Raw genomic sequence first — 23608 nt, forward strand, 5'->3', positions numbered from 1 at the left:
CCGGGCTGCTGATGGTGGCGGTCCGGGGCGGAACCGGTCCACGCCGGGCGGGCCGGACGCTTCACGAGCGGGGCGAAGATCTCCGCGATCTCCTCCTTGCCCAGGGTCTCCTTCTCCAGGAGCTGGAGGACCAGGGTGTCGAGGATGTCGCGGTTCTCGACCAGGATCTCCCAGTCCATCAGCAGGTCGAAGTGCGCGCGCGTGTGCATCGACGACCCGACGACCTGCGCGTTGTGGAGGTACAGGCGACGGACGTCGAAGGTCACCTCGTGCCCGCCGAGCGCCCCCGCGACGACCCACCGCCCGCCTTCGCGCAGCAGCGGGAGCCCGTCGCCCAGCAGGTCGCCGGCGACCACGTCGAGCACGACGTCGACGCCGTCCGGGGCCGCGGACCGGACCTGCCCGACGACGTCGTGCGCCCGGTCCACGGCGACGTCGGCGCCGGCGTCGCGCACGGCGGCGATCTTGTCGCCGCTGGAGATCGCCAGCACGCGCGCCCCGCGGGCGCGGGCGAGCTGGACGAGCGCCAGGCCGACGCCGCCCGACGCCCCCGAGACGAGGGCGGTCTCGCCCTCCCGCAGCCCGCCCCGCTCGATCATGCCGAGCGCGGTGCCGTAGGCGGTGGGCAGGGTCGCGAGCTGGTCGTCCGTGAGGGGCGACCCCGTCATGTCGTGCACCTGGTCGGCGGGCGCCGTCACGTACCGGGCGTACCCGCCGTCCCGCTCGCTGCCCATGAGGCCCACCGGGTGGGCGTCCGGGCCGTCGCCGTCGTAGCTCGCCGGGTCGATCACGACCCGGCGCCCGACGAGGCCCGCGTCCGCGCCGGCGCCGACGGCCACGACCTGCCCCGCGACGTCCGCGCCCTGGGTCCGCGGGAAGTCGACGGGGCCGCGCCAGCCGGACAGCGCGGCGGGGTCGCCCGGCCTGCCGTAGGCCCCCTCCCGGGTCCACAGGTCGGTGTTGTTCAGCGCCACCGCGGCCACGCGCACCAGCGCCTCCCCCGGCCCGGGCGCCGGGACGGCGACCTCCGTCACCTGGAGGACCTCCGGGCCCCCGTGCCGGTGCATCCGTACCGCGCGCATCGTCTCGGGCGTGCTCATCGATCGACCTCCCGTGTATACAGATCGGTATACACGCGACGCTAGCACGACTCCCGGGGACCACCAGGGGAACGAGGTGCGCTAGGGCCGGTCGCCCGTGACCGCCGGCCGCGACGGGTCGTTCGACCACTGCGACCAGGACCCCGGGTACAGGGCCGCCGGGATGCCCGCGCACGCCAGCGCGGCGATCTCGTGCGACGCCGTGACACCCGACCCGCAGTAGACGCCGACGGCGAGCACCGCGTCGTCGGCGGCGTCCTCCGGCCCGTCGCCGGGCGCGCTCAGGCCGAGGTCCGCGAACCGGCCCTGGAGCGACTCCTCGTCGAGGAACGTGCCGTCCTCGCGCAGGTTCTCCGTGGTCGGGGCGCTCACGGCACCGGGCACGTGGCCCGCGCGCGGGTCCACGGGCTCGCTCTCGCCCCGGTACCGCTCGGCGGCCCGCGCGTCGAGCAGGGTGCCGTTCTCGGCCAGGTCCGCCGCGTCGTCGGCGTCCAGCACGGGCAGGTGTCCCGGACGGGCCACCAGGTCGCCCGGTGCGTGCACGACCTCACCGCTCTCCAGTGCGTACCCCGCCCGGACCCAGGCGGGCAGGCCTCCGTCGAGGATGCGCACGTCGTCGACGCCGAAGTACCGCAGCAGCCACCACGCCCGCGCCGCGGACGTGCCGCCCACCGTGTCGTACACGACGACGCGCGAGGAGCTCCGCAGCCCCCAGGCCCGCGCGCTGCGCTGGAACGACGACGCCGAGGGCAGCGGGTGGCGGCCCTCCTCCGCCGACGCCTCCGCGGCCAGCTCGGACTCCAGGTCCACGTACACGGCGTCGGGCAGGTGCCCCCCGAGGTAGCGCTCCCGGCCGTCGGTCATGCCGAGCGCCCAGCGGACGTCGAGCAGCACCGGCGCGCCGTCGGCCGGGTCGGGCCCGGCGCTCAGCCGCAGGTCGGCCGCGAGCTCCGCGACCGACACCAGCACCCGCGAGCGCGGCGAGTCCTCGCGGGTCACGACGCCGTCCCCTGCCGCGCGTGGTCGTCGCGCAGGTCGAGCCGCATCGTGAAGGCGTCCTTGTCCTCCGGCTGGTAGTACCGCCTCCGCAGCCCGATCCGCTCGAAGCCGTGCCGTTCGTACAGCGCGAGGGCGGGCTCGTTGTCGACCCGCACCTCGAGCAGGACCGCCTCCGCCTTGAGCTTGCGCGCCCGACCCACGAGCGCCTCCAGCAGGGCGCGCCCCACGCCGTGCCGCTGGTAGTGCGGGTCCACGCCGATCGTCATGACCTGCGCGACGTCGCCGTCGAACCAGAGACCGGCGTACCCGACGACGGGCTTCGGGCCGATCCCGTACACCGCGACGGCGTCCGGGCCGGCGGGCTCGGCCACGACGTACCAGCGTCCGAGCGCGGCCAGCTCGTCGGCGAGCATCCCGTACGTCCACGCCCCGGCGCCGAACAGCACCCGCTCGAGCTGGAGCACCCGGTCGAAGTCCGCGCTGGCCAGTGGGCGCAGCCGGCACGACGGCTCGTACACGTGCTGCACCGTGCGCGGCAGGTCCGGGGCGGGGCGCTCGGGCGCGGCGGCGACCGGCTCGGTGGTCGGCTGCTCGGCGGCCGGCTCGGTGGTCGGCTGCTCGGTGGTCATGCCGGGCTCCCGGTGGCGGGGACGAGGCGCGCCGGCGCCGGCTCCTGCACGTCGGGCCGGCGCAGGTACAGGGGCTCCGTCGGCAGCTCCTCGCCGGCGGCACGGCGGGCGAGCGCGAGCCGCGCCAGGACCGCGGCGTCCGGGACGAGCGGGGCGTCCTCGTCGGCGGGCAGGTGCTCCGGGTACAGGGTGGCGCCCTCCCCCACGACGACCAGGCGGCCGCCGTCGGCGGGCGCGTCCGCGAGCCGCGCGGCGACGTCGGCGGCCTTGTCCACTCCCGGACCGGCCAGGGTCTCGACGACGGGGACGCCGTGCGGCCCCTCGTGCGCGACGACGCGGTAGTGCGCCCAGTAGACCTCCTTGCGGCGGGCGTCGGTCGCGACGAGCACCTCGTCGCCCGGCGTCAGTCCGAGGTCGGCGACCGCCTGCACCGCGACCGCGTCCACGCTCGGCACGCCGAGCACGTCGATCCCGAGCGCGAGCGCCAGGGTGCGCGCGGTCACGAGCCCCACGCGCAGGCCGGTGAACGGTGCGGGCCCGGTGCCCACGGCGACGGCCGTGAGGTCCGTGCGGTCCAGGCCGGCGTCGGCCAGCACCGCGTCGACGAGCGGGGCCAGCGACTCGGCGTGCCGGCGTCGCTCGTCGGCCGAGCGCGCGGCGAGCCGGGCGCCGCCGGGGTCGACGAGCGCGACGGCGACGGCTGCGGAGGTATCCAGTGCAAGAACGGCCACGGCCTCAGCCTACGTTTCCCACCGGCCGGACGGGGCGACGCATCGTCCGTGCTGAACTGATCCTCATTCGAGGCGTTCGAGGATCAATTCAGCACGCTCGATTCTTCTGACGGGTCAGCGGGCGGTGAGGGCGGCCAGGTCGACGCCGGCCCAGCGGGGGCCGACGCCGCGCAGCGTCGCGTGGCGGGTCCCGGCGCCGGGGTCGGCCTCGTCGTCGGGCGCGCCGTCGGGCGCGCCGGCGGCCGTGCCGCGCGGGCGCTCCAGGTCGATCTCCAGGCGGTCGTCGGTGAGCGCCTCGGCCAGCCCGCGGCCCCACTCGACGACGGTGACCGACTCCTCGAGGGACGAGTCCAGGTCCAGCGCGTCCAGCTCCCCCAGGCCTCCGAGCCGGTAGGCGTCCACGTGCACGAGGGCGGGACCCCGCGTGCCGTCCTCGCGGGGCAGCGGGGGGTGCTCGCGCGCCACGATGAACGTGGGCGACGCCACCTGGCCCCGGATGCCCAGCGCGGCACCCAGGCCCTGGGTGAGCGTCGTCTTGCCCGCCCCCAGGTCCCCCGTGAGGATCACCAGGTCCCCCGCCCGGAGCACCCCGGCCAGGGCCGCCCCCAGCGCCCGCGTGGACTCCGCGTCCGGCAGGTCCGTCTCCGTCCGCACCACGACGTCGCTCACCGCTGCACTTCCTTCCAGGTCTCCGTGTCGGCCTTCATGGCGAGGCCCGTGTACACGCGCACCGCGCGCGCCCCGATGCCCGTGACGATCTCGTAGCTGATGGTGCCCGCCGCGCGGGCCCAGTCCTCGGCGTTCGGCACCGTGCCGGCCGTGACGGCGCCCGCCGCGGCGCCGTGCTCCACGCCGTCCGACTCCCCGAAGAGGGTGACGACGTCGCCCTCGCGCTCGGTGGCGTCCGGCCCGAGGTCGAGCACGAACTGGTCCATGCACACCCGCCCGGCCACGCGCAGCACCCGGGCGGACGCGCCGCTCCCGACGCCGACCGGGCCGCCGACGCCGAGGCCGCCGCCCGACGCGTGCCGCTGGATGCCGTCCGCGTACCCGAGCGGCACCACGCCCAGGCGGGTGTCGCGCGGCGTCGTGTAGTGGTGCCCGTAGGACACGCCGTGGCCGGCCGGCACGTCCTTGACGGTGGCGAGCCGCGCCTGCAGCGTCATCGCGCCGCGCAGCCCGTAGTCGCCGGGCGCGCCGAGCTGCGGCACCGGCGAGTGCCCGTAGACGGCGATGCCGGGCCGCACGAGGTCGTAGTGCAGCCGGGGGTCGGTGAGCACGGCGGCCGAGTTCGCGAGGTGCCGCACCTCCAGCGACGCGCCGGAGGCCTCGACGACGGCCACCGCGGCGTCGAACGCCGCCGCCTGGAGGGCGATCGACGGGTGCCCGGGCTCGTCGGCGCACGCCAGGTGCGACATCACGCCCACCACCCGCAGCACGCCCTCGGCCTCGAGCGCGGCCGCCCGGCGCACGACGTCCGGCAGGTCGGCGGGCACGATCCCGCTGCGGCCGAGGCCGGTGTCGACCTTGAGATGCACGCGGGCGGGCTCGCCGGCGGCCCGCGCGCCCGCGGCCACCTCGTCGAGCGCCCACGGCGCCGCGACGCCGACGTCTACGCCCGCCGCGACGAGCCGGTCGAACGGCGCCCCCGGCGTCGCGAGCCAGGTGAGCACCCGGGCGTCCGCGGTCGTGACGCCGCCGGCGCGCAGTGCGAGCGCCTCGGCGGGTACCGCCGTGCCGAGCCAGGTCGCGCCGCCCGCGAGCGCCGCCCGCGCCACGGGCAGCATCCCGTGCCCGTACCCGTCCGCCTTCACCACGGCCATCACCGCCGCGCCCGGGGCGTGGCCCGCCAGCGCGCGCACGTTGTCGCGCACGGCGGACAGGTCGACGACCGCACGCGCCAGCGCGTCGTCGGGGAAGGGCAGGTCGGCCGGCGCAGCGGGTGTGCTGTCGGAGGGGACCTCGGTGCTCACGGTCATCGATTCTCTCACCGCGCGCCGTCGCCCCGGCCGCCGCCCGTGCCGCCGTCGCCCCTGCCCCCGCCGCCGGGCCACGCGGCGAGACGCCGCCGGGAGCGGAACTCGCGGGGGTCGCCGCTGAGCGGGTCGACGAACGCGAGCGAGCGGGCGAGCAGCTGGAGCGGGCGGTCCGGGTCGTCGGGCGCGTCCTCGCGCAGCACCGGCCAGAACGGGTCGTGCAGCAGAGGCAGTCCGAGGGACGCCATGTGCAGGCGGAGCTGGTGCGTCTTGCCGGTGTGCGGCTCGAGCCGGTAGAGCCCGAGGCCGCGGGCCTCGTCCCGCGCGACGAGCGTCACCCGCGACTCCGCGTTCGGCTCCCCCGGCTCCTCCTGGGCGCGCACGACGCCGCGGTGCTTGACGATGCGCGAGCGCACCGTCGTCGTGCCCTCCCGGTCCAGGCCCGAGCCCGGCGCCGGCAGCGGGGCGACCGCCTCGTAGACCTTGCGCACCGCACGGTCCTGGAACGCCGTCTGGTACGCGCCGCGCACCTCGGGCCGCACGGTGAGCACGAGCACGCCGGCGGTGGGGCGGTCGAGCCGGTGGGCGGGCACCAGCTCGGGCAGGTCGAGCGTCGCGCGCAGGTGCACGAGCACCGTGCGGGTCACCCACCGCCCGCGCGGCATCGTCGCGACGAGGTGCGGCTTGTCCACGACCAGCAGGTCGTCGTCACGGTGCAGGACGTCCAGGTCCGCGAGCGCGGGCACCTCCGGCTCGTCGGCGGGCGGGTCGCGGTAGAGGTAGAGGAAGCCCCGCGGCTCGTACGGCGTCGCGTCGTCGACGACGGCGCCCGCGCCCGTGACGACCTCGCCCGCGGCGAGCTTCTCCCGCAGCCGGGCGGCGTCACCGACGTCATGGCCGAACCGCTCCAGGAGGTACTGCGCCGCCGTCGCGTACCGGGCGACGGCGGCCGCGTCGTGGGGCAGCACCAGGCGCGTCGGGTTGAGGCCGTCCCGCACGGGCAGGGGCGGGACGTGCTTGCGCGGACCGGGTGGCACCGGACCATTGTCGCGCGCGGCATGATGGCCGCATGAGCCTCTACGACATCCCGTTCGAGCGCATGGACGGCACGACGACGACCCTCGCGGAGCACCGCGACGACGTCGTGCTGGTGGTCAACGTCGCCTCGCGGTGCGGCCTCACCCCGCAGTACGAGGCGCTGGAGCAGCTGCAGAAGACGTACGGCGACCGCGGGTTCACCGTGATCGGCTTCCCGTCCAACCAGTTCCTCCAGGAGCTCTCCACCGACGAGAAGATCGCCGAGTTCTGCTCCACCACCTACGGCGTCACGTTCCCCGTGGTCTCCAAGGTCCGCGTGAACGGCCGGCACACGCACCCGCTGTACGCGGAGCTGAAGAAGACGGCCGACGACGGCGGGCACGACGGCCGCATCCGCTGGAACTTCGAGAAGTTCGTCGTGCTGCCCGGCGGCGACGTGCACCGGTTCTCCCCGCAGACCGTCCCCGACTCCCCCGAGATCGTCGACCTCGTCGAGAAGTCCCTGCCGCGGTAGTACCCAGCAGGGCGAGGTAGTACCCAGCACGGCGAGGTAGTCCAGGACTCCGCGCGGTAGTACGACCCGCCGACGGGCGGCCCTGGTCAGGCAGCGTCCGACCGTCGTCAGACCTCGGACAGCAGCGCGGCGACCTCGCCGGGCACCGCGGCCGCGACGTCGAGGGCCGCCACGGGACCGCCCGGGTTCGCGCGGCGGGCGGCGCGGCCGTGCACCAGCGCCGCCGCGGCGGCGACCTCGGCCGCGAGCGCCGGGTCCGCGACGACGTCGCGCGACCGGGCGGCGAGCATCGCGCCGAGGATGCCGGCAAGCACGTCCCCCGCGCCCGCGGTGGCGAGCCAGCCCGGCCCGTCGGCCTGCGCGTACGCCGCGCCCGTCCCGACGACGACGGTCACGCCGCCCTTGAGCAGCACCGTCGCGCCGGTGAGCTCGTGCGCCCGCCGCGCCCAGCGCAGCGGCTCGGCCTCGACGTCCTGGCGGCGCACGTCCTCGCCCCGCGAGCGCAGCAGCGCCGTCAGCTCGCCCGCGTGCGGGGTGAGCACGAACCACGCCGGGACGCGACCGTCGAGCAGCCCCAGCCCGCCGGCGTCGACGACCGCCGGCACGGGGCCGCCCGCGGTCCCGGCGAGCTTGCCGGCCGCCGCGGCGAGCCCTGCCCGGCCGCGCTCGTGCTGGCCGTCGTCCAGGCCGTCGCCCTCCCCCTCGTGCGCGGCCTCCGGCCCGCCGGGGACGCCCGGCCCCACCACCCACGACTGCACCCGGCCTGGCGCGGTGACGACCTCCGGGCGGGCGTCGAGCACGCGTCCGCCCACCGCGGCCGACCCCCGGTACCGCACCATCCCGGCCCCGCTCCGCACGGCGGCCGTGGTGGTGAGCACCGCCGCCCCGGGATACGTCGCCGTGCCCGCGACGACGCCGACCACGCCGCGCGTGTACTTGTGGTCTGCGGGCCCGGGCACCGGCCACGACGCGGCGACGTCGGCCGGCTCCAGCTGACGCACGGCCGGCCTGCCGGCGAGGTCGAGGCCGATGTCGGCGACGCTCACCTCGCCCGCGAGCCCCGACGCCGGCGGGAGCAGCAGCCCGGGCTTGGCCGCGCCGAACGTCACCGTGCGGTCGGCCGGCAGCACCGGGCCGGGCACCGCGCCGTCGTCCACCCCGATGCCCGACGGCGCGTCCACCGCCACCACCCACGGCCGCCCCGGCCCCGACGCCGTGAGCGGGCCATCGGCCCCGACACGCCGGTCGATGCGGGCCGAGAGCCCGCTCACGACCTCCTGGGCGAGGCCGCGCAGGGGGCCGCGCGCGCCGATGCCGACGAGGCCGTCGAGCACGACGTCGGCGCGGGCGGCGTCGTCGGCCACCGCGTCGAGTCCCTCGGGCGCGGCGAAGAGCTCCACGACCCGCCCGCCCGCACGCTCCAGCGCCGCGCGGCCCTCCGCATGGAACTTCTCGGCGACCAGCACCGCCGTCACCGCGAGCCCGCGCCGCGCCAGCACCGCGCCCGCGTGCAGCGCGTCGCCGCCGTTGTTGCCCGCCCCCGCGAGCACCACGACCCGCGCGCCCCGCACCGGCCCCCGGCGGGCGGCGACGTCGCGGAGCACGTGCGTCGCGAGCGCGAACGACGCCCGCTCCATCAAGGGCGTCCCCGCCGCGAGGAGCGGCTCCTCGGCGGCACGGACGTCGGCGGCGGACCAGGCGGAGATCATGGGACGCATCCTGCCGCGCGTCGTCGCGCCCCGCAGCGTCGCCGCAGGTCCGGGCATAGGCTCGAGCCCATGCGATTCGGACTCTTCATCCCGCAGGGCTGGCGCCACTCGCTCACCGACGTCCCCCCGGAGCAGCACTGGGAGACCATGCTGTCCCTGCTCCACTACGCCGACAACGCCGCGGCGGGCGAGCCGATCCCCGGCGGCCCCTGGGCCTGGGACTCGGTCTGGGTGTACGACCACTTCCACACCGTCCCGGTCCCCAGCACCGAGGCGACGCACGAGGCGTGGACGCTGATGGCGGCGTTCGCGGCGGCGTCCCAGCGCGTCAAGCTGGGCCAGATGTGCACGTGCATGTCGTACCGCAACCCCGCCTACCTGGCGAAGGTCGCCTCCACGGTGGACGCGATCTCCGGCGGACGCACGCAGCTCGGCATCGGCGCCGGCTGGTACGAGCACGAGTGGCGCGCGTACGGGTACGGCTTCCCCCGCGCGGGCGAGCGCCTGCGCGCCCTGGACGAGGGCCTGCAGATCATCACCCAGATGTGGCGCACCGGGTCGTCCGGCACGTTCGACGGCGAGCGCTACCAGGTGGACGGCGCGCTCTGCTACCCGCAGCCGCTGCAGCAGCTCCCGGTGGGCGACGGCGGCGCCGAGGTGCCGAGCATCCCGCTGTGGGTGGCGGGCGGCGGCGAGAAGAAGACGCTGCGGATCGCCGCGCGGTTCGCGCAGTACACGAACTTCGCGGGCGACCCCGAGACGTTCGCGCACAAGTCGTCGATCCTGGAGCAGCACTGCCGCGACCTGGGCCGCGACTTCGGGGAGATCACCCGCTCGTCCGACTACAACGTGGTCATCGGGGAGAACCAGGCGGAGGTGGACGACCGGTTCGCCTGGATCGAGTCGCACTTCCGCAAGCACGCCCCCGGCGAGCGCGGTGAGCAGGAGATCGCGAACTGGCGCAACAGCCCCCTGGTGGGCACGCCCGAGCAGGTCGTCGAGAAGCTCTCGGCCCTGCGCGACCTCGGCATGACGTACGCCATCACGTACTTCCCGAACGCCGCGGGCGACCGCGACCAGATCGAGCTCTTCCAGCGGCAGGTCATCCCCGCCCTGCAGGACTGAACGATGGGCTCGCGGCACGAGCTGGGCCTCCCGGACGGTCGACGTCTCGTCGTGCACGACGACGGCCCTCCGTCCGCCGACGCGGTCGTCTGGCACCACGGCTCGCCCCAGTCCGGCGAGCTGCTGCCCCCGGTCGCCGAGGCCGCCCGGGCGCGCGGGCTGCGGGTGGTCTCCGCGGCCCGTGCCGGGTACGGCGGGTCCACCCCTCGTCCCGGGCGCACCGTGGCGGACGCCGCGTCGGACGTGGCGCACGCCCTGGACGCCCTCGGCGTGGCCCGGTGCCTCGCCGTCGGCGCCTCGGGCGGCGGCCCGCACGCCCTGGCCCTCGCCGCGCTCCGGCCCGACCTGGTGTCGGGCGCGGTGACCCTCGCGGGCGTCGCGCCCTACCCCGGCCGCGGTCACGACGACCTCTGGTTCGCCGGGATGGCCGACGACGGCGGCCTGCGCTCGGCACTCCACGGCCGGGAGGCCCGCGCCCGGCACGCGGAGACGGCGGAGTTCGACGAGTCGAGCTTCACGGCGGACGACTACGCGGCGCTCGCGGGGACGTGGGCCTCGCTCGGCGCCGACGCCTCGCGGTCCGGCCAGGCGTGGCCCGGCGGGCAGGTCGACGACGACCTCGCGTTCGTGCGGCCGTGGGGCGTCGGGCTGGGCGACGTCGCGCCCCCGACCCTGGTCGTGCAGGGCGGCGCCGACCGGGTCGTGCCGCGGCACCACGCCGACCTGCTGGTCGACGCCCTGCCCGCCGCGGAGCTGTGGCTGCGCCCGCGCGACGGCCACGTCAGCGTGCTCACCGCGCTCCCGGTCGCGCTCGACTGGTGGCGGTCCGCCGCCTGACCGTCGTCAGCCCTCCGCGACCACCATGGCGGACGCGATGCCGGCGTCGTGGGAGATGGACAGGTGCCACGCCTTGACGCCCAGCTCGTCGGCGCGGGCCTGGACCGTGCCGCGGAGCTCGACCTCGGGCGGACCGCCGACGGTGCGGTGCACGGTCGCGTCGTGCCAGTGCATGTTCCCGGGGGCGCCCAGGGCCTTGGCGATGGCCTCCTTGGCCGCGAAGCGCGCCGCGAGGGACGACGCCGGCAGGTCCCGCTCGGCCTCGGTGAAGAGCTTCTCGCGCAGGCGCGGCACCCGCTCCACCGTCGCCATGAACCGGGCGACGTCCACCACGTCGATGCCCACGCCGATGATCATGGCCCTCAGCCTAGGTCCGTCGACCGTCAGGTCGGTGGTGTCGGTGCCGTGACCTAGCGTGCGCGCCATGCCCGACCACCTCGCAGCCCCGCTCCATCACGTCGAACGCGGCGCTCCGGCGGCGCCCGGGACCCCCACCATGGTGCTGCTGCACGGGTTCTCCGTGGACCACCGCCTCATGCTGACGCCCTTCGAGGCCGCCCTCGCCGACCGCCCGGGCTGGCGGCGGGTCTACCTGGACCTCCCGGGGATGGGCGCGAGCCCGCCGTCGGGCGTGGCGAGCACGGACGACGTGCTCGCGGTCGTGCGGGAGGCGATCGACCGGCTCGTGCCCGGGCCGTACGTCCTCGTGGGCGAGTCGTTCGGCGGCTACCTCGCGCGCGGGCTGGTCGCCGTGGAACCGGACCGCGTCCACGGGCTCGCCCTCCTGTGCCCCCTGATCGTCCCGGAGCACGACCGGCGCGACGTCCCGCCGCACCACGTGCTGGTCCGCGACGACGCGCTGCTGCGGGAGGTCGGCGCGGCGGCCCTGGACGCCGACGACGTCGGCGTCGTGCAGACGTGCGAGACGTGGCGGCGCACCGAGGCCGAGGTGACGCCCGGGCTCGACGCCGCGGACCCTGCGACGGTCGCGCGGGTCGGTGAGCGCTACGCCGGCACCTTCGCGGTCGAGCCGCGGCCCTACGGCGGCCCCACGCTGTTCCTCACCGGCCGCCAGGACTCCTCGACCGGCTACCGCGACGCCTGGCGGGTCCTCGAGCACTACCCGCGCGCGACGTTCGCCGTGCTGGACCGCGCCGGCCACAACCTGCAGATCGAGCAGCCCGCGCTGTTCGACGCCCTCGTGGGCGAGTGGCTCGACCGGGTCGAGGAGGCGGCGTCGGGCCTCTAGGACGACAAGGGGCCAGGCGTCACCCCTCCGGGCGGACCCCTGCCTCGTCCGCCGGCTCCACGAGGTGCCGCCACCGGAACCACTTGCGCTCGATCTCCGCCTCGAGGTCGACGTCGAACCGCCGCGCGACGAGCAGCACCTGCGCGAGCACGTCCGCGAGCTCGGCCCGGAACGCGGCGTCCACCGCCTCCTCGCCCACGCCCCGGTCCCGCGAGCGACCCGACCGCGCGAGGTACGCCTGCGTGAGCTCCCCGACCTCCTCGTGCAGCTTCAGGACGAGCCAGTCGTCGGTGCGCGGGACGCCGAAGCGGCGCTCGTACACCCGCGAGATGATCTCCAGCTCGTCCGACAGCTCACCCAGCTCCATGCGCCGATCATGCCTCCTGCCCTCCCGCGGCGGGGCGCGCCACCACGGCCGCCCCGGACGGCGACCATGTCGGCACGCTCGTAGGCTCGCGCCGTGGTCAGCGTCCGCGTCGGTCTGTCGGGGTGGCAGTACCGCCATTGGCGCGGGGACTTCTACCCGGCCGGCACCCGTCGCGCCGACGAGCTGACCTACGCCGCGGGGCGGTTCTCGACGCTCGAGCTCAACGGCACCTTCTACGGGCTCCAGCAGCCCGCCTCCTTCCTGCGCTGGCGGGACTCGGTGCCGCAGGGCTTCACGTTCGCGGTCAAGGGCAGCCGCTACGTCACCCACCTCAAGCGCCTCCGCGACCCTCGCACGGCCCTGGCGAACTTCGTCGCGAGCGGCCTCCTCGCCCTCGGCGACCGGCTCGGGCCGGTCCTGTGGCAGCTCCCGGAGCGCGCCGAGTTCGACGCCGAGGTGCTCGCGGCCTTTCTCGACGCGCTGCCCCGCACGACGACGGACGCCGCGCGCCTGGCCGCGGACCACGACGACCGGCTCCGGGCGGAGGCCTGGACCGAGGCGGGCACGTGCCGCCCCCTGCGGCACGCCCTGGAGCCGCGCCACGCGTCGTTCGAGGACCCCGAGGCGCTCCGGCAGCTGCGCGACCACGACGTCGCGCTCGTCGCCTCGGACGGCGCCGGGCGATGGCCGCTCCTCGACCACCCCACGGCGGGCCTCGCCTACCTCCGGCTGCACGGTCCGACCACCCTGTACGCGAGCCGTTACGACGACGCACGCCTCGACGCGTGGGCGGCCTGGATACGGCGGCGGGCGGACGCCGGCCAGGACGTCGTGGCGTACTTCGACAACGACGGCCACGCCCACGCCCCGCGGGACGCCCTGCGCCTCGCGGACCGGCTCGGCGACGTCGTCGATCCGTGGCCGGCGTGAGCCACGCGCCGTCGACGACACCCGCGGTTGTCGTTCCCCGCCCGGCCTCGGGCAGAATCGTGCAGGTGGCACCGCAGTCCCCCGACACCGCACCCGGCACGACGCCCAGCCCTGCCCCCGGCACGGCCCCCCAGCCGTTGGGCGAGCACCTCACCCGGCTCGCTCCGGCGTCCCCGTACGTCGACCTCGACCGCGCGGCATGGAGCCGCCTGTCGGCGTCGACCCCGCTGCCGCTGACGGACGCCGACGTCGAGCGGCTGCGCGGCCTGGGCGACCCGATCGACCTCGCCGAGGTGGACGCCGTCTTCCGCCCGCTGTCACGACTGCTCAACCTGTACGTGGCCGCGAGCGCGGGCCTGCACCGCGCCACGTCGACGTTCCTGCACGAGGAGCCGCCGCGCACCCCGTACGTCATCGGCGTCGCGGGGTCCGTCGCGGTCGGCAAGTCGACGACGGCGCGCATCCTGCGCGAGATGATGGCGCGCTGGCCCGACACCCCGCACGTCGAGCTGATCACGACCGACGGCTTCCTGTACCCGAACGCCGAGCTGCAGCGCCGCGGGATCATGGACCGCAAGGGCTTCCCCGAGTCCTACGACAGGAGGGCCCTCATCCGCTTCCTGTCGCGCGTGAAGGCGGGGCAGGCCGAGGTGCGCGCCCCGGTGTACTCGCACGTCGTCTACGACATCGTGCCCGGCGAGGAGGTCGTGGTGCGCAAGCCGGACGTGCTCATCGTCGAGGGTCTCAACGTGCTGCAGCCCGCGCGCCCGTCGGCGATCGACGAGTCGACCGTGGCGGTGAGCGACTTCTTCGACTTCTCGATCTACGTCGACGCCCGCACGCGCAACATCCGGCAGTGGTACGTGGAGCGCTTCCTGCAGCTGCGCAGGACGGCGTTCAGCAGGCCGGAGTCGTACTTCCGGCGCTACGCGGACCTGTCCGACGCCGAGGCGACGGAGCGGGCGCTGTCCATCTGGGAGTCGATCAACGCGCCGAACCTGGAGCACAACGTGCTCCCCACCCGGGGTCGCGCCACCCTCGTGCTCACCAAGGGGTCGGACCACTCCGTCCAGCGGGTGCGGCTGCGCAAGCTCTGAGGCCGGTCAGGCCGCCCGGCTCGTGGGCTCGGCGTCGGCCTCGTCGCCCTCGTCCTCGTCGGCCGGCACCGGCTCCGCCCTGGGCGGACCGGCGACGCGCTGCACCACCTGGTCGACCAGGACGCCGAGCAGGATGCCCGCCACGACCCCGACGGCCATGGCGAGCAGCGTGTTGTGCCCGAGCCAGGAGGCCGCGGCGAGGCCGATGAGCATCGAGTAGATGCCCCACGTCACGGCGGCGATGCCCGAGTAGAGCATGAACCGGTGGCGCGGGTAGCCCACGGCGCCGGCCGTCATGTTGACGGCCACGCGCCCGATGGGCACGTACCGCGCGGCGAGGATGAACGACGCCCCGCGGTGCTCCAGGGCGTGCCGCGCCCAGTCGACGGCTTTGCGACCGCGGGCCGAGCGCAGGAACGCGAACCGCTCCGTGCCGACGGCGCGGCCGATCTGGTAGGCGATCTGGTCGCCCGTCCACGCGCCGGCGATGGCGAGGGCGAGGACGCCGGGGAGCCACGGCTCGCCCTCGGAGTGGGCGAGCACGGTGAGGGTGATGACCACGGACTCGCTGGGAATCGGGGGGAAGAAGCCGTCGATCGTCGCGAAGACGTACATGGCCGGGTAGATCCACAGGGACGCGCCGAGGTCGAGGACCCAGCCCTCCAGCTGTGCCAGCATCGTCGACAGGTTCACCAGGTCGGTCCTCGGTTCGTCGGCCGGGAGGTGGGCCTCCGGCGGTCGCACGACGCCGGGCGGCGTCACGGCACCAGCCTAGGCAGAACCAGGGCACCGGCTGCATGGGGAATTCCCCCGGTTCCACCCTGAGTGCCGAATGTTCACCCGAGGTCCACGAACCCCGGGTCCACGACCTGGCCGTAGCGCAGGAGGTTCTCGTTCGAGGTGAGCGTCCGCAGCAGCGCGTGGTCGAGGTACAGCTCGCCCGCGAGGTGGTCCGTCTCGTGCTGGACGATCCGAGCGGGCCAGCCGGTGAGGACCTCGTCGATCGGCGCCCCGGTCTCGTCGCGGCCGGTGAGCCGGACGCGACGGTGCCGCGCGACGACGGCCTGCCACCCGTGCACCGACAGGCAGCCTTCGTGGAACGCCGCCCGCTCCGGCTCCCCGTCCGGGCCGGGCAGCGGCTCGTACGCGGGGTCGAGCAGCACCCGGTACGGCAGCGGGGCCCGCTCCCGGGGGTCGTCGGCCCCGGCGCCGCCGTCCTCGACGACGGCGATCGCCAGCGCGATCCCGACCTGGGGCGCCGCGAGGCCCACGCCCGGCGCGGCGTGCATGGTGCGGCGCATCGCGTCGAGCAGCCGCGGCAGCGCGTCGCCGAGCTGCCCGGTGTAGGGGGCCGCGGGGGCGCGCAGCACCGGCGCACCGGCCTGCACGATCGGCAGGAGCCCGGTGCCCGGCCCGCCCGCCGCCGCGTCCGCCCGGTCCAGCAGGTCGACGACGGCGGCCCGCAGGGCCTCGTCCACGCCGGCCGCCGGGCGCGCGGCCGGCGCGCCCTCGGTCACAGTGCCAGCCGGTCGCGCACGACGGCGGCGAGCGTGTCCGCCACACCGTCGGCCTGCGTCTGCGTCGCCGCCTCGACCATGACCCGCACGAGGGGCTCGGTGCCCGAGGGGCGGAGCAGCACGCGACCCGTCTCCCCCAGGAGCGTCTCCGCGCTCTCGATCGCGGCGCGCACGCCCTCGTCGTCGGCCGCGCGGGCCTTGTCCACGCCCTTGACGTTGACCAGCGTCTGCGGCAGGCGCGGGACGTCGGAGGCGAGGTCGGCCAGGCGACGCCCGGTCGCCTTCACGCGCGCGGCGAGGTGCAGCGCGGTGAGGACGCCGTCGCCGGTCGTGGCGTGGTCGGCCAGGATGATGTGGCCCGACTGCTCGCCCCCGAGCCCGTAACCGTGCGCCCGCATCTCCTCGAGCACGTACCGGTCGCCCACGCCCGTCTGGATCGTGGTGATGCCCGACTCTCGCATCGCGAGCAGGAGGCCGAGGTTGCTCATCACGGTGACGACCAGGGTGTCCGACGGCAGCCGGCCCTCGTCCTTGAGCCCGCGGGCGAGGATCCCGAGGATCTGGTCGCCGTCCACCAGCACGCCGCCGTGGTCGACAGCGAGGCAGCGGTCCGCGTCGCCGTCGAACGCGACACCGAAGTCGGCCTCCGCGGCCACGACGACGGCCTGCAGCTGCTCCGGGTGGGTGGATCCGGCCTTCTCGTTGATGTTGCGGCCGTCGGGGCTCGCGTTGATGACGACGACGTCGGCCCCCGCCTCGCGCAGCGCCTCCGGGCCGACCTGGCTCGCGGCGCCGTTGGCGGCGTCGACGGCGATTCGCAGGCCCTCCAGCGGGCGGACGTCCGCCGTCGTGCCGATGCTCGCCACGAGGTGCTCCACGTACTGCTGGGCGGCGATGCCGGTGTCGGAGCGCATGCGCCCGACGTCGGCGCCGATCGGCCGCTCCCAGTCCTGGCCGAGGCGTGCCTCGATCTGGTCCTCGACGTGGTCCGCCAGCTTGAAACCGCCGCGCGCGAAGAACTTGATGCCGTTGTCCGGCATCGCGTTGTGGGACGCGGAGATCATGACGCCGAGGTCCATGTCCATCGCCCCCACGAGGTGGGCGAGCGCCGGGGTGGGCAGCACGCCCAGGTTGACCACGTCCACGCCGGAGCTCGCGAGGCCCGCGCCGACCGCGGCGGACAGGAACTCCCCGGACGCGCGCGGGTCGCGCCCGACGACGGCGCGCGGGCGGTGCCCCGCGAAGTCGCCCGACGTGCCGAGCACATGGGCCGCCGCGCTGCCGAGCCCGAGGGCCAGGTCCGCGGTGACGTCCCGGTTGGCCAGCCCACGGACCCCGTCGGTGCCGAACAGTCGCACGATGTCTCCTCCTCCGGGCGCGGCGGTGGATCCGCACGCACACCCCACGACGCCCCTGCGGACGCCGCACCGATCGTAGCCGGACGTGCGGACGGCCCCGCCGGAAGAGTTCCGACGGGGCCGTCCGTGGCGCTGACGCTCCTGTCGACGCCCGAGGGCAGCGCCCTCGAGCAAGGAGCGCTCGATCAGCGCTTCGAGTACTGCGGCGCCTTGCGCGCCTTCTTGAGACCGGCCTTCTTGGACTCGACCGCACGCGGGTCACGCGTGAGGTAGCCGGCCTTCTTCAGCGCGGGGCGGTTCGCCTCGGCGTCGATCACGTTGAGCGCGCGGGCGATGCCCAGGCGCACCGCGCCGGCCTGGCCCGAGGGGCCGCCGCCGGTGATGCGGACGATGACGTCGAAGCGGCCCTCGACCTCGACCAGCTTCAGCGGCGAGTTCACGAGCTGCTGGTGCACCTTGTTCGGGAAGTAGTCCTCGAGGGTGCGGCCGTTGAGCTTCCACGTCCCGGTGCCGGGGACGAGGCGCACGCGCGCCACGGCCTCCTTGCGGCGGCCGACGGCCGCGCCGGGAGCGGTGATGGACTGGCCGCCGTCCGCGACGGGCGCGGCGGACTCAGAGGTGTAGGTGCTGGGCGTGTTCTCGTCCAGCTCGGTGTCGACGGTGGTCTCGGCCACTGTGAATCCTTCGCTTTGCATCCGGCAGCGGCTCAGGCCTGCTGCGAAACCTGGGTGATCTCGAACTGCTTGGGCTGCTGCGCCGCGTGCGGGTGCTCCGCGCCGCGGTAGACCTTCAGCTTGCCCAGCTGGTCGCGACCGAGGGACGTCTTGGGGAGCATGCCGCGCACGGCCTTCTCCACGGCCCGCTCGGGGTTCTTCTCGAGAAGCTCGCCGTAGTTGACCGAGCGGAGACCGCCCGGGTAGCCGGAGTGGCGGTAGGCCAGCTTGGTCTCCCGCTTGTTGCCGCTCAGGGCGACCTTGTCCGCGTTGATGACGATGACGAAGTCACCGCCGTCGACGTGCGGGGCGAAGGTCGGCTTGTGCTTCCCGCGCAGGAGGGTGGCGACCTGGCTCGCCAGGCGGCCGAGGACGACGTCGGTCGCGTCGACGACGTACCAGTCGCGCTGGACGTCGCCGGGCTTGGGGGTGTAAGTACGCACGGTTGCGTCACCTTTTCATGTTCGGTGTCGTCGGGCGAGAAGCGGCGCCCGATGAGTCAGGTGTTGTGCGCGGGTGCTCCGGTGGCGTCCTGGCCGGGGCATCGTCGGTGCGAGTGGGCGCGCTGACGACGCGGGACGCCGGAGGCATAGCACAACGACGAGCCAGTTTAGCCGGGGCCGGGCGCGGGGGTCAAAGCGACGCCGGTCACGCCCGCGCCGGGGACGGGAACGGGTCGGCGCCGGCCGCCCCTCGTTGCAGCGCCACCGCCGCGGGTGCACCGTGGTGACATGACCCAGGAGACACCCGGCACCACCCCTGACCCCGAGACCGGAGCCGAGGGCGACGAGGACCAGCTTCCTCAGGAGGACACGCTCCTCGACCCCGAGCTCGACGACGTCCTCGACGAGGGCTACTCCCCCCTGGAACGGTCGCGCTCGAACCACTGGGGCGAGACGGCGTGGGAGGAGTCCGCCGGCGAGCCCCTGGACCGGCGCCTCGCCGAGGAGCAGCCGGACGTCTGGGAGCGCGACCCGCTGGACCGCCCGGACACGACCCGCGCCGGCCGGCTCGCGGAGGACCCCTTCGCCGACCCCGGGGAGGACGGCGACCGCGAGAACGACGTCTACGGCGAGGACGCGGGCATCGACGGCGCGGGCGCCAGCGCCGAGGAGGCCGCCGTGCACTGGGTCGAGGAGCCGTAGACCGGAGCCCCGCGCGTCAGCCGGCGTCGACCTCGCCCGGGTCCCGCCTCGCGCGGACGCGCTCGGCGCGCGCCGCGAGCTCGTCGTCGTCCGGGTAGGCGACGCTCTCGAGGGTCAGCCCCCGTGCGGCGACGACACCGGCCGCCGCCGAGCGGGACCGGCCCGCCAGCACCGCGGCGGGATCGTCCGGGCCACGGCGCCCCTCCCCCACGGCCAGCGACATGCCGACCAGCGCGCGCACCATCGAGTGGCAGAACGCGTCGGCCTGCACGGTCGCGACGACGAGCCCGGCGTCGGGCCCGTCCGCGGGGCGCTCCCACGACAGGTGGGTGAGCTCGCGGATGGTCGTGGCGCCCTCGCGAGGCTTGCAGAAGGCGGCGAAGTCGTGCAGCCCGACGAGCGGCTGCATCGCCCGGTGCATCGCCTCGACGTCGAGCCGGCGGCGGTGCCAGAGCACCCAGTCCCGGCGCAGGGGGTCGCGCAGGTCCGGGCGGTCGGCCACCCGATAGGCGTAGCGGCGGTGCAGCGCGGAGAACCGCGCGTCGAACCCTTCGGGGGCCTCGACCGCCCGGTGCACGACGACGTCGGGCGGCAGCACGCCGGCCAGCCGGTCGGCGAGCGCGACACCGGGCTCCCGGTCGGAACGACCGGGCATCTCCTCCCAGCGCCCGCGCGCCACGTCGACATGCGCGACCTGGCCGCGCGCGTGCACCCCCGCGTCGGTGCGACCGGCCACCGTCAGCCGCGGCCGGGGCAGGCCGAGCGGCTCCGTGCGGAGGATGGTCGCGAGGGCGTCCTCCAGCACCCCCTGCACGGTGCGCAGCCGCGGCTGGGTGGCCCAGCCCGCGAAGTGGGTGCCGTCGTAGGCGAGGTCGAGCCGGACCCGGAGGGTGTCGGCGGGAGGTGTCGGCGTGCTCACCGACCCATTGTGGCCGGATGATGTCCCGTGATGGTCGACCCAGGCGCCCCGGCGCGCACCCCCGCTCCCCGCCCCGACGACGGCGCCTCCCGGACGCCGCCGCCCTCCGACGTGCTCACCCTCGCCGTCGACTGCGGCGGCGGAGGCATCAAGGCGGCGGTCCTGGACTCCGCGGGCACCGCGCACGCGTCGCCCGTGCGGGTCCCCACGCCCTACCCGCTGCCCCCGCAGCTGCTGCTCGACACCGTGGCCGGCATCGCGGACCGCCTTCCCGCCGCGCACCGCGTGACGCTCGGGATGCCCGGCATGATCCGCCACGGCGTGGTCGTCCACACGCCGCACTACGTCACCCGCTCGGGTCCCCGTTCGCGGGTGCTGCCGGAGCTCGTGGAGGCGTGGGCCAGCTTCGACGTCCGCGGCGCGCTCGCCCACCGGCTCGGCGTGCCCGCCCTCGTGCTCAACGACGCCGAGGTGCACGGCGCCGGCGTCGTGGCGGGCTCCGGCGTCGAGCTGGTGCTCACCCTCGGCACGGGGCTCGGGTCCGCGCTGTTCGACGGCGGCCTGCTCGCACCCCACCTGGAGTGGTCGCACGCCCCCGTGCGGCGCGGCGCGACGTACGACCAGTACGTCGGCGAGCCGGAGCGCCGCCGCCTGGGCGACGGGCTGTGGTCGCGGCGCGTCGTCGCGACGGTCGACGGGCTGCGCCCGGTGTTCCGCTGGGACCGTCTGTACCTGGGCGGCGGGAACTCCCGCCGCATCACGCCCGCCGCCCTCGACCGCCTGGGCGACGACGTCGTCGTCGTGCCCAACTCGGCCGCGCTCGTCGGCGGCGCGCGGGCGTGGGACCTGACCCTGCCCTGACCGTCACCGGTGGACGGGTGACGTCACGACGCCTGCCTCCTCGGACGTGACGACGGTCTCCGCCTCGAGGAGGGCCCGCGTGAACGCGACCGGCGCGTCGAGGCTGACGAGGTGCCGGGCGTGCGGCACGACGACGAGCCGGGCGGCCGCCCCGCCGGCCCGGGCCGCGGCGACGAACGCACGCTCCTGGGCGCGGAAGTGGTCGTAACGCCCGTTGACGAACCACACGGGGCTGCGCGCGGCCGCGAGGGCGCCGAGGGTGTCGGTCGGGCCGAGCTCCCGCAGCACCTCGGCCATGGCGGTGAGCGCGTACCCGCCGGCCCCCAGGTCCCCCGCACCTTCGGCGTCGAGGGCGAGGCGCACGAACGTGTCGTTCAGGCGGGCGCCGTGGTCCGGCCAGCCCTCGATCCACCGGGCGAGCGAGAGCCACGCCGGCCGCAGCGCCGACGAGGACTCCGTGCAGCACGACGCCGCCACGAGGCCCGCGCTCTGCTCGGGATGGCGCGCGCGGTGCTCGATGCCGACGTAGCCCCCGAGCGACAGGCCCGCGACGAGGGCCCGCCCGCCGAGCCCCTCCACGGCGTCGTGCACGGCGTCCACCGCGCCGTCGAGCGTGAACGCCTCGCCCCGTCGCGCACCGTGGCCCGGCAGGTCGGTCGCGACGGCGGGGACCCCGGCGCGGCCCAGCGCCTCGAGCTGACGCCGCCACATGGTCGCCGACGTGCGGGAGCCGTGCACGAGCACGACCGGCACGGGGGCCCGGGGTCGGGGCGGCGCGTCGGAGCGGGCGGGCATCCTCCCAGCCTAGGAACGACGAGGCCCCGCGCCACCTCGGGAGGCGGCACGGGGCTCGTCGTGGTGCGGGGGACGCGGGAGGTCAGGCCTCCTTGGTCTCCTCAGCCTTCTCGTCAGCCTTGTCCTCGGCGGGCGCCTCGGCCGGAGCCTCGGTGGCCTCCTCGACGGCGGCCTCGTCCTTGGCCGGCTTGTCGTCCTCGACCTTGGCAGCCTTCTCGGCGGCCTTCGTGGCCTCCTTGACGACGGCCTGCTTCGGGCTCACCGGCTCGGTGACGAGCTCGATGACCGCCATGGGGGCGTTGTCGCCCTTGCGGTTGCCGATCTTGGTGATGCGCGTGTAGCCACCGTTGCGCTCGGCCATGGCCGGGGCGATCTCGGTGAACAGCGTGTGCACCACGGACTTGTCACGGACGACGGTCAGCACCCGGCGACGGGCGTGCAGGTCGCCGCGCTTCGCGAACGTGATGAGGCGCTCGGCCAGGGGGCGCAGGCGCTTCGCCTTCGTCTCCGTGGTCGTGATGCGGCCGTGCTCGAAGAGCGACGTCGACAGGTTCGCGAGGATCAGTCGCTCGTGAGCCGGGCTGCCACCGAGCCGCGGACCCTTGGTGGGGGTAGGCATTTCTGGTTCTCCTTGAGGGTGGTTCCGCACCGCGCGGCCCGGTCAGGTCGAGCGGGCTGCTGCGGGCGCGGAGACGTCAGTACGACTGCTCGTCCGAGTACGTGGCCTCGTCGTCCCCGCCGCTGAAGTACGCGGAGCTGGACGGGTCGAAGTCGAGGGGCGAGTCCTTCAGCGAGAGGCCCAGCTCGGCGAGCTTCTCCTTGACCTCGTTGATGGACTTCGCGCCGAAGTTCCGGATGTCGAGCAGGTCGGCCTCGCTGCGAGCCACGAGCTCACCCACCTGGTGGATGCCCTCGCGCTTGAGGCAGTTGTACGAGCGGATCGTGAGGTTGAGCTCCTCGATCGGCAGCGCCAGGTCCGCGGCCAGCGCGGAGTCCGTCGGCGACGGGCCGATCTCGATGCCCTCGGCCTCGACGTTCAGCTCGCGGGCGAGACCGAACAGCTCGACGAGCGTCTTGCCGGCCGAGGCGAGCGCGTCGCGGGGGGCGATCGCGGCCTTCGTCTCGACGTCGACGATCAGCTTGTCGAAGTCCGTGCGCTGCTCGACACGCGTGGCCTCGACCTTGTAGGTGACCTTGAGGACCGGCGAGTAGATCGAGTCGACGGGGATCCGACCGATCTCGGCCTCGTCGTTCTTGTTCTGCGCCGCGGACACGTAGCCACGACCGCGCTCGACGGTGAGCTCGATCTCGAGCTTGCCCTTGTCGTTGAGCGTGGCGACGTGCAGGTCCGGGTTGTGCACCTCGACGCCCGCCGGCGGCACGATGTCCGCGGCGGTGACCACGCCCGCACCCGTCTTGCGCAGGTACATCACGACGGGCTCGTCGTTCTCCGAGGAGACGACGAGGTTCTTGATGTTGAGGATGATCTCGGTGACGTCCTCCTTCACACCCGGCACGGTGGAGAACTCGTGGAGCACTCCGTCGATGCGGATGGAGGTGACGGCCGCGCCCGGGATGGACGACAGGAGGGTCCGGCGCAGGGAGTTGCCGAGCGTGTAGCCGAAGCCAGGCTCGAGCGGCTCGATGGAGAAGCGCGAACGGTACTCCGAGATGACCTCTTCGGTCAGGGAGGGGCGCTGTGCGATCAGCACGGTCAGGTCCTTTCAGTGTGCGTCCGCCATATGACGCATCACGGATCCGCGAGTACTCGCGGCCCCGGGTGGGACTCGGTCCACCCGCCCGGGCAGGCTGCGGCGTCGTACGAGCCCGGGGCCGATCCCTCGGCCCCGGGGCCCGACGACGTCGGGAGGGTCAGACGCGGCGGCGCTTCGGGGGACGGCAGCCGTTGTGCGCCTGGGGCGTCACGTCCTGGATCGAGCCGACCTCGAGGCCGGTCGCCTGCAGGGAGCGGATCGCGGTCTCACGACCGGAACCCGGG

The 23608-nt window shown here is 75.2% G+C and carries 28 protein-coding genes; 8 read left to right on the top strand and 20 right to left on the bottom strand.

From position 1 onward, the window contains the following. From ACFWEK_RS04400 to ACFWEK_RS04430, 7 genes are all read right to left on the bottom strand, one after another. Positions 1-1100: zinc-binding dehydrogenase (locus ACFWEK_RS04400; RefSeq protein ID WP_430553227.1), on the bottom strand; the 1100-nt coding region annotated here is incomplete at its 3' end. Between the two features lie 81 nt (positions 1101-1181). Then, on the bottom strand, positions 1182-2099 hold the full coding sequence (locus ACFWEK_RS04405; RefSeq protein ID WP_430553228.1) for a sulfurtransferase: 918 nt from the start codon (positions 2097-2099) through the stop codon (positions 1182-1184). Then, positions 2096-2728, bottom strand: a complete 633-nt coding sequence (rimI, locus tag ACFWEK_RS04410) for a ribosomal protein S18-alanine N-acetyltransferase (protein ID WP_430553229.1) — start codon at positions 2726-2728, stop codon at positions 2096-2098. The genes ACFWEK_RS04405 and rimI overlap by 4 nt, the downstream gene beginning before the upstream one ends. Beyond that, positions 2725-3459 carry a tRNA (adenosine(37)-N6)-threonylcarbamoyltransferase complex dimerization subunit type 1 TsaB gene (gene tsaB, locus ACFWEK_RS04415; protein WP_430547455.1) on the bottom strand — a complete coding sequence of 245 codons (735 nt, stop codon included), beginning with the start codon at positions 3457-3459 and terminating at the stop codon, positions 2725-2727. The genes rimI and tsaB overlap by 4 nt, the downstream gene beginning before the upstream one ends. 114 nt (positions 3460-3573) lie before the next feature. Continuing rightward, a complete protein-coding gene (tsaE, locus tag ACFWEK_RS04420; RefSeq protein WP_430553230.1) occupies positions 3574-4128 on the bottom strand; it encodes a tRNA (adenosine(37)-N6)-threonylcarbamoyltransferase complex ATPase subunit type 1 TsaE in 555 nt (184 codons plus the stop codon). Continuing rightward, complete coding sequence (gene alr / locus ACFWEK_RS04425) at positions 4125-5438, bottom strand: alanine racemase (RefSeq protein WP_430553231.1); 1314 nt, start codon at positions 5436-5438, stop codon at positions 4125-4127. Before alr ends, tsaE begins: the two co-directional genes overlap by 4 nt. Positions 5439-5446: 8 nt before the next feature. Then, positions 5447-6472 (bottom strand): pseudouridine synthase, encoded by a 1026-nt coding sequence (locus ACFWEK_RS04430; RefSeq protein ID WP_430547452.1) that lies wholly within the window; start codon positions 6470-6472, stop codon positions 5447-5449. A gap of 32 nt (positions 6473-6504) precedes the next feature. Between ACFWEK_RS04430 and ACFWEK_RS04435 the strand changes: the two genes are divergently transcribed. After that, positions 6505-6987, top strand: coding sequence for a glutathione peroxidase (locus ACFWEK_RS04435; RefSeq protein WP_430553232.1), 483 nt, complete (start codon positions 6505-6507; stop codon positions 6985-6987). Positions 6988-7094: 107 nt separating this feature from the next. Here ACFWEK_RS04435 and ACFWEK_RS04440 read toward each other — a convergent pair whose 3' ends face one another. Next, complete coding sequence (locus tag ACFWEK_RS04440) at positions 7095-8696, bottom strand: bifunctional ADP-dependent NAD(P)H-hydrate dehydratase/NAD(P)H-hydrate epimerase (protein WP_430553233.1); 1602 nt, start codon at positions 8694-8696, stop codon at positions 7095-7097. A 69-nt stretch (positions 8697-8765) separates the two neighbouring features. Here ACFWEK_RS04440 and ACFWEK_RS04445 point away from each other — a divergent pair, with 69 nt between their 5' ends. Together ACFWEK_RS04445 and ACFWEK_RS04450 are read left to right on the top strand one after the other, a co-directional pair. Continuing rightward, positions 8766-9821, top strand: coding sequence for an LLM class F420-dependent oxidoreductase (locus ACFWEK_RS04445; RefSeq protein WP_430547449.1), 1056 nt, complete (start codon positions 8766-8768; stop codon positions 9819-9821). 3 nt (positions 9822-9824) lie between these two features. Continuing rightward, positions 9825-10658, top strand: coding sequence for an alpha/beta fold hydrolase (locus tag ACFWEK_RS04450; RefSeq protein ID WP_430553234.1), 834 nt, complete (start codon positions 9825-9827; stop codon positions 10656-10658). A gap of 6 nt (positions 10659-10664) precedes the next feature. Here the strand turns inward: ACFWEK_RS04450 and ACFWEK_RS04455 are convergent, their stop codons facing one another. Further along, positions 10665-11015 carry a holo-ACP synthase gene (locus tag ACFWEK_RS04455; protein WP_429764727.1) on the bottom strand — a complete coding sequence of 117 codons (351 nt, stop codon included), beginning with the start codon at positions 11013-11015 and terminating at the stop codon, positions 10665-10667. A gap of 67 nt (positions 11016-11082) precedes the next feature. On the opposite strand from ACFWEK_RS04455, the gene ACFWEK_RS04460 reads away from it, so the two are divergent. Beyond that, a complete protein-coding gene (locus ACFWEK_RS04460; protein ID WP_430553235.1) occupies positions 11083-11907 on the top strand; it encodes an alpha/beta fold hydrolase in 825 nt (274 codons plus the stop codon). 19 nt (positions 11908-11926) lie between these two features. Here the strand turns inward: ACFWEK_RS04460 and ACFWEK_RS04465 are convergent, their stop codons facing one another. After that, entirely contained in the window at positions 11927-12274 is a 348-nt protein-coding gene (locus ACFWEK_RS04465) for a pyrophosphatase (RefSeq protein WP_430547446.1), read from the bottom strand. A gap of 93 nt (positions 12275-12367) precedes the next feature. On the opposite strand from ACFWEK_RS04465, the gene ACFWEK_RS04470 reads away from it, so the two are divergent. Then, complete coding sequence (locus tag ACFWEK_RS04470) at positions 12368-13204, top strand: DUF72 domain-containing protein (protein ID WP_430547445.1); 837 nt, start codon at positions 12368-12370, stop codon at positions 13202-13204. Between the two features lie 137 nt (positions 13205-13341). Then, positions 13342-14301 carry a type I pantothenate kinase gene (gene coaA, locus ACFWEK_RS04475; protein WP_430547513.1) on the top strand — a complete coding sequence of 320 codons (960 nt, stop codon included), beginning with the start codon at positions 13342-13344 and terminating at the stop codon, positions 14299-14301. 6 nt (positions 14302-14307) lie between these two features. Here the strand turns inward: coaA and ACFWEK_RS04480 are convergent, their stop codons facing one another. From ACFWEK_RS04480 to rplM, 5 genes are all read right to left on the bottom strand, one after another. Next, positions 14308-15063: a DedA family protein gene (locus tag ACFWEK_RS04480; RefSeq protein ID WP_430547444.1), complete on the bottom strand. Its 756-nt coding sequence runs from the start codon at positions 15061-15063 to the stop codon at positions 14308-14310. A 74-nt stretch (positions 15064-15137) separates the two neighbouring features. Beyond that, positions 15138-15818: a peptide deformylase gene (locus ACFWEK_RS04485; RefSeq protein ID WP_430547443.1), complete on the bottom strand. Its 681-nt coding sequence runs from the start codon at positions 15816-15818 to the stop codon at positions 15138-15140. Next, a complete protein-coding gene (glmM, locus tag ACFWEK_RS04490; protein ID WP_430547512.1) occupies positions 15815-17179 on the bottom strand; it encodes a phosphoglucosamine mutase in 1365 nt (454 codons plus the stop codon). Before glmM ends, ACFWEK_RS04485 begins: the two co-directional genes overlap by 4 nt. 182 nt (positions 17180-17361) lie before the next feature. Beyond that, positions 17362-17850, bottom strand: a complete 489-nt coding sequence (gene rpsI / locus ACFWEK_RS04495) for a 30S ribosomal protein S9 (RefSeq protein WP_430553236.1) — start codon at positions 17848-17850, stop codon at positions 17362-17364. Between the two features lie 32 nt (positions 17851-17882). Further along, positions 17883-18332, bottom strand: coding sequence for a 50S ribosomal protein L13 (rplM, locus tag ACFWEK_RS04500; RefSeq protein WP_429764738.1), 450 nt, complete (start codon positions 18330-18332; stop codon positions 17883-17885). Between the two features lie 288 nt (positions 18333-18620). On the opposite strand from rplM, the gene ACFWEK_RS04505 reads away from it, so the two are divergent. After that, complete coding sequence (locus ACFWEK_RS04505) at positions 18621-19034, top strand: DUF5709 domain-containing protein (protein ID WP_429764740.1); 414 nt, start codon at positions 18621-18623, stop codon at positions 19032-19034. A 16-nt stretch (positions 19035-19050) separates the two neighbouring features. Here the strand turns inward: ACFWEK_RS04505 and truA are convergent, their stop codons facing one another. Next, positions 19051-19953, bottom strand: coding sequence for a tRNA pseudouridine(38-40) synthase TruA (gene truA, locus ACFWEK_RS04510; protein ID WP_430547442.1), 903 nt, complete (start codon positions 19951-19953; stop codon positions 19051-19053). Between the two features lie 30 nt (positions 19954-19983). On the opposite strand from truA, the gene ACFWEK_RS04515 reads away from it, so the two are divergent. Then, positions 19984-20814, top strand: coding sequence for an ROK family protein (locus ACFWEK_RS04515; protein ID WP_430547511.1), 831 nt, complete (start codon positions 19984-19986; stop codon positions 20812-20814). A 3-nt stretch (positions 20815-20817) separates the two neighbouring features. Here ACFWEK_RS04515 and ACFWEK_RS04520 read toward each other — a convergent pair whose 3' ends face one another. From ACFWEK_RS04520 to rpsK, 4 genes are all read right to left on the bottom strand, one after another. Next, on the bottom strand, positions 20818-21609 hold the full coding sequence (locus tag ACFWEK_RS04520) for an alpha/beta fold hydrolase (RefSeq protein WP_430553237.1): 792 nt from the start codon (positions 21607-21609) through the stop codon (positions 20818-20820). 82 nt (positions 21610-21691) lie between these two features. Then, on the bottom strand, positions 21692-22228 hold the full coding sequence (gene rplQ, locus ACFWEK_RS04525) for a 50S ribosomal protein L17 (protein ID WP_430553238.1): 537 nt from the start codon (positions 22226-22228) through the stop codon (positions 21692-21694). 76 nt (positions 22229-22304) lie between these two features. Continuing rightward, complete coding sequence (locus tag ACFWEK_RS04530; RefSeq protein WP_429727860.1) at positions 22305-23321, bottom strand: DNA-directed RNA polymerase subunit alpha; 1017 nt, start codon at positions 23319-23321, stop codon at positions 22305-22307. 160 nt (positions 23322-23481) lie between these two features. Continuing rightward, positions 23482-23608 (bottom strand): 30S ribosomal protein S11 (rpsK, locus tag ACFWEK_RS04535; protein ID WP_430553239.1); only part of this gene is annotated, 127 nt, incomplete at its 5' end.

This window comes from Isoptericola sp. NPDC060257, from assembly GCF_042726645.1.
Taxonomy (GTDB): Bacteria; Actinomycetota; Actinomycetes; order Actinomycetales; family Cellulomonadaceae; genus Isoptericola; species Isoptericola nanjingensis.

Excerpts from the sequence above, each read along its gene's own strand:
- rimI (WP_430553229.1), bottom strand. The coding sequence starts at position 2,728 with ATGACCACCGAGCAGCCGACCACCGAGCCGGCCGCCGAGCAGCCGACC.
- ACFWEK_RS04440 (WP_430553233.1), bottom strand. The coding sequence starts at position 8,696 with ATGATCTCCGCCTGGTCCGCCGCCGACGTCCGTGCCGCCGAGGAGCCG.
- rplQ (WP_430553238.1), bottom strand. The coding sequence starts at position 22,228 with ATGCCTACCCCCACCAAGGGTCCGCGGCTCGGTGGCAGCCCGGCTCAC.
- ACFWEK_RS04520 (WP_430553237.1), bottom strand. The coding sequence starts at position 21,609 with ATGCCCGCCCGCTCCGACGCGCCGCCCCGACCCCGGGCCCCCGTGCCG.
- ACFWEK_RS04445 (WP_430547449.1), top strand. The coding sequence starts at position 8,766 with ATGCGATTCGGACTCTTCATCCCGCAGGGCTGGCGCCACTCGCTCACC.
- ACFWEK_RS04465 (WP_430547446.1), bottom strand. The coding sequence starts at position 12,274 with ATGGAGCTGGGTGAGCTGTCGGACGAGCTGGAGATCATCTCGCGGGTG.
- ACFWEK_RS04455 (WP_429764727.1), bottom strand. The coding sequence starts at position 11,015 with ATGATCATCGGCGTGGGCATCGACGTGGTGGACGTCGCCCGGTTCATG.
- ACFWEK_RS04505 (WP_429764740.1), top strand. The coding sequence starts at position 18,621 with ATGACCCAGGAGACACCCGGCACCACCCCTGACCCCGAGACCGGAGCC.
- ACFWEK_RS04435 (WP_430553232.1), top strand. The coding sequence starts at position 6,505 with ATGAGCCTCTACGACATCCCGTTCGAGCGCATGGACGGCACGACGACG.
- ACFWEK_RS04450 (WP_430553234.1), top strand. The coding sequence starts at position 9,825 with ATGGGCTCGCGGCACGAGCTGGGCCTCCCGGACGGTCGACGTCTCGTC.
- ACFWEK_RS04515 (WP_430547511.1), top strand. The coding sequence starts at position 19,984 with ATGGTCGACCCAGGCGCCCCGGCGCGCACCCCCGCTCCCCGCCCCGAC.
- alr (WP_430553231.1), bottom strand. The coding sequence starts at position 5,438 with ATGACCGTGAGCACCGAGGTCCCCTCCGACAGCACACCCGCTGCGCCG.
- ACFWEK_RS04460 (WP_430553235.1), top strand. The coding sequence starts at position 11,083 with ATGCCCGACCACCTCGCAGCCCCGCTCCATCACGTCGAACGCGGCGCT.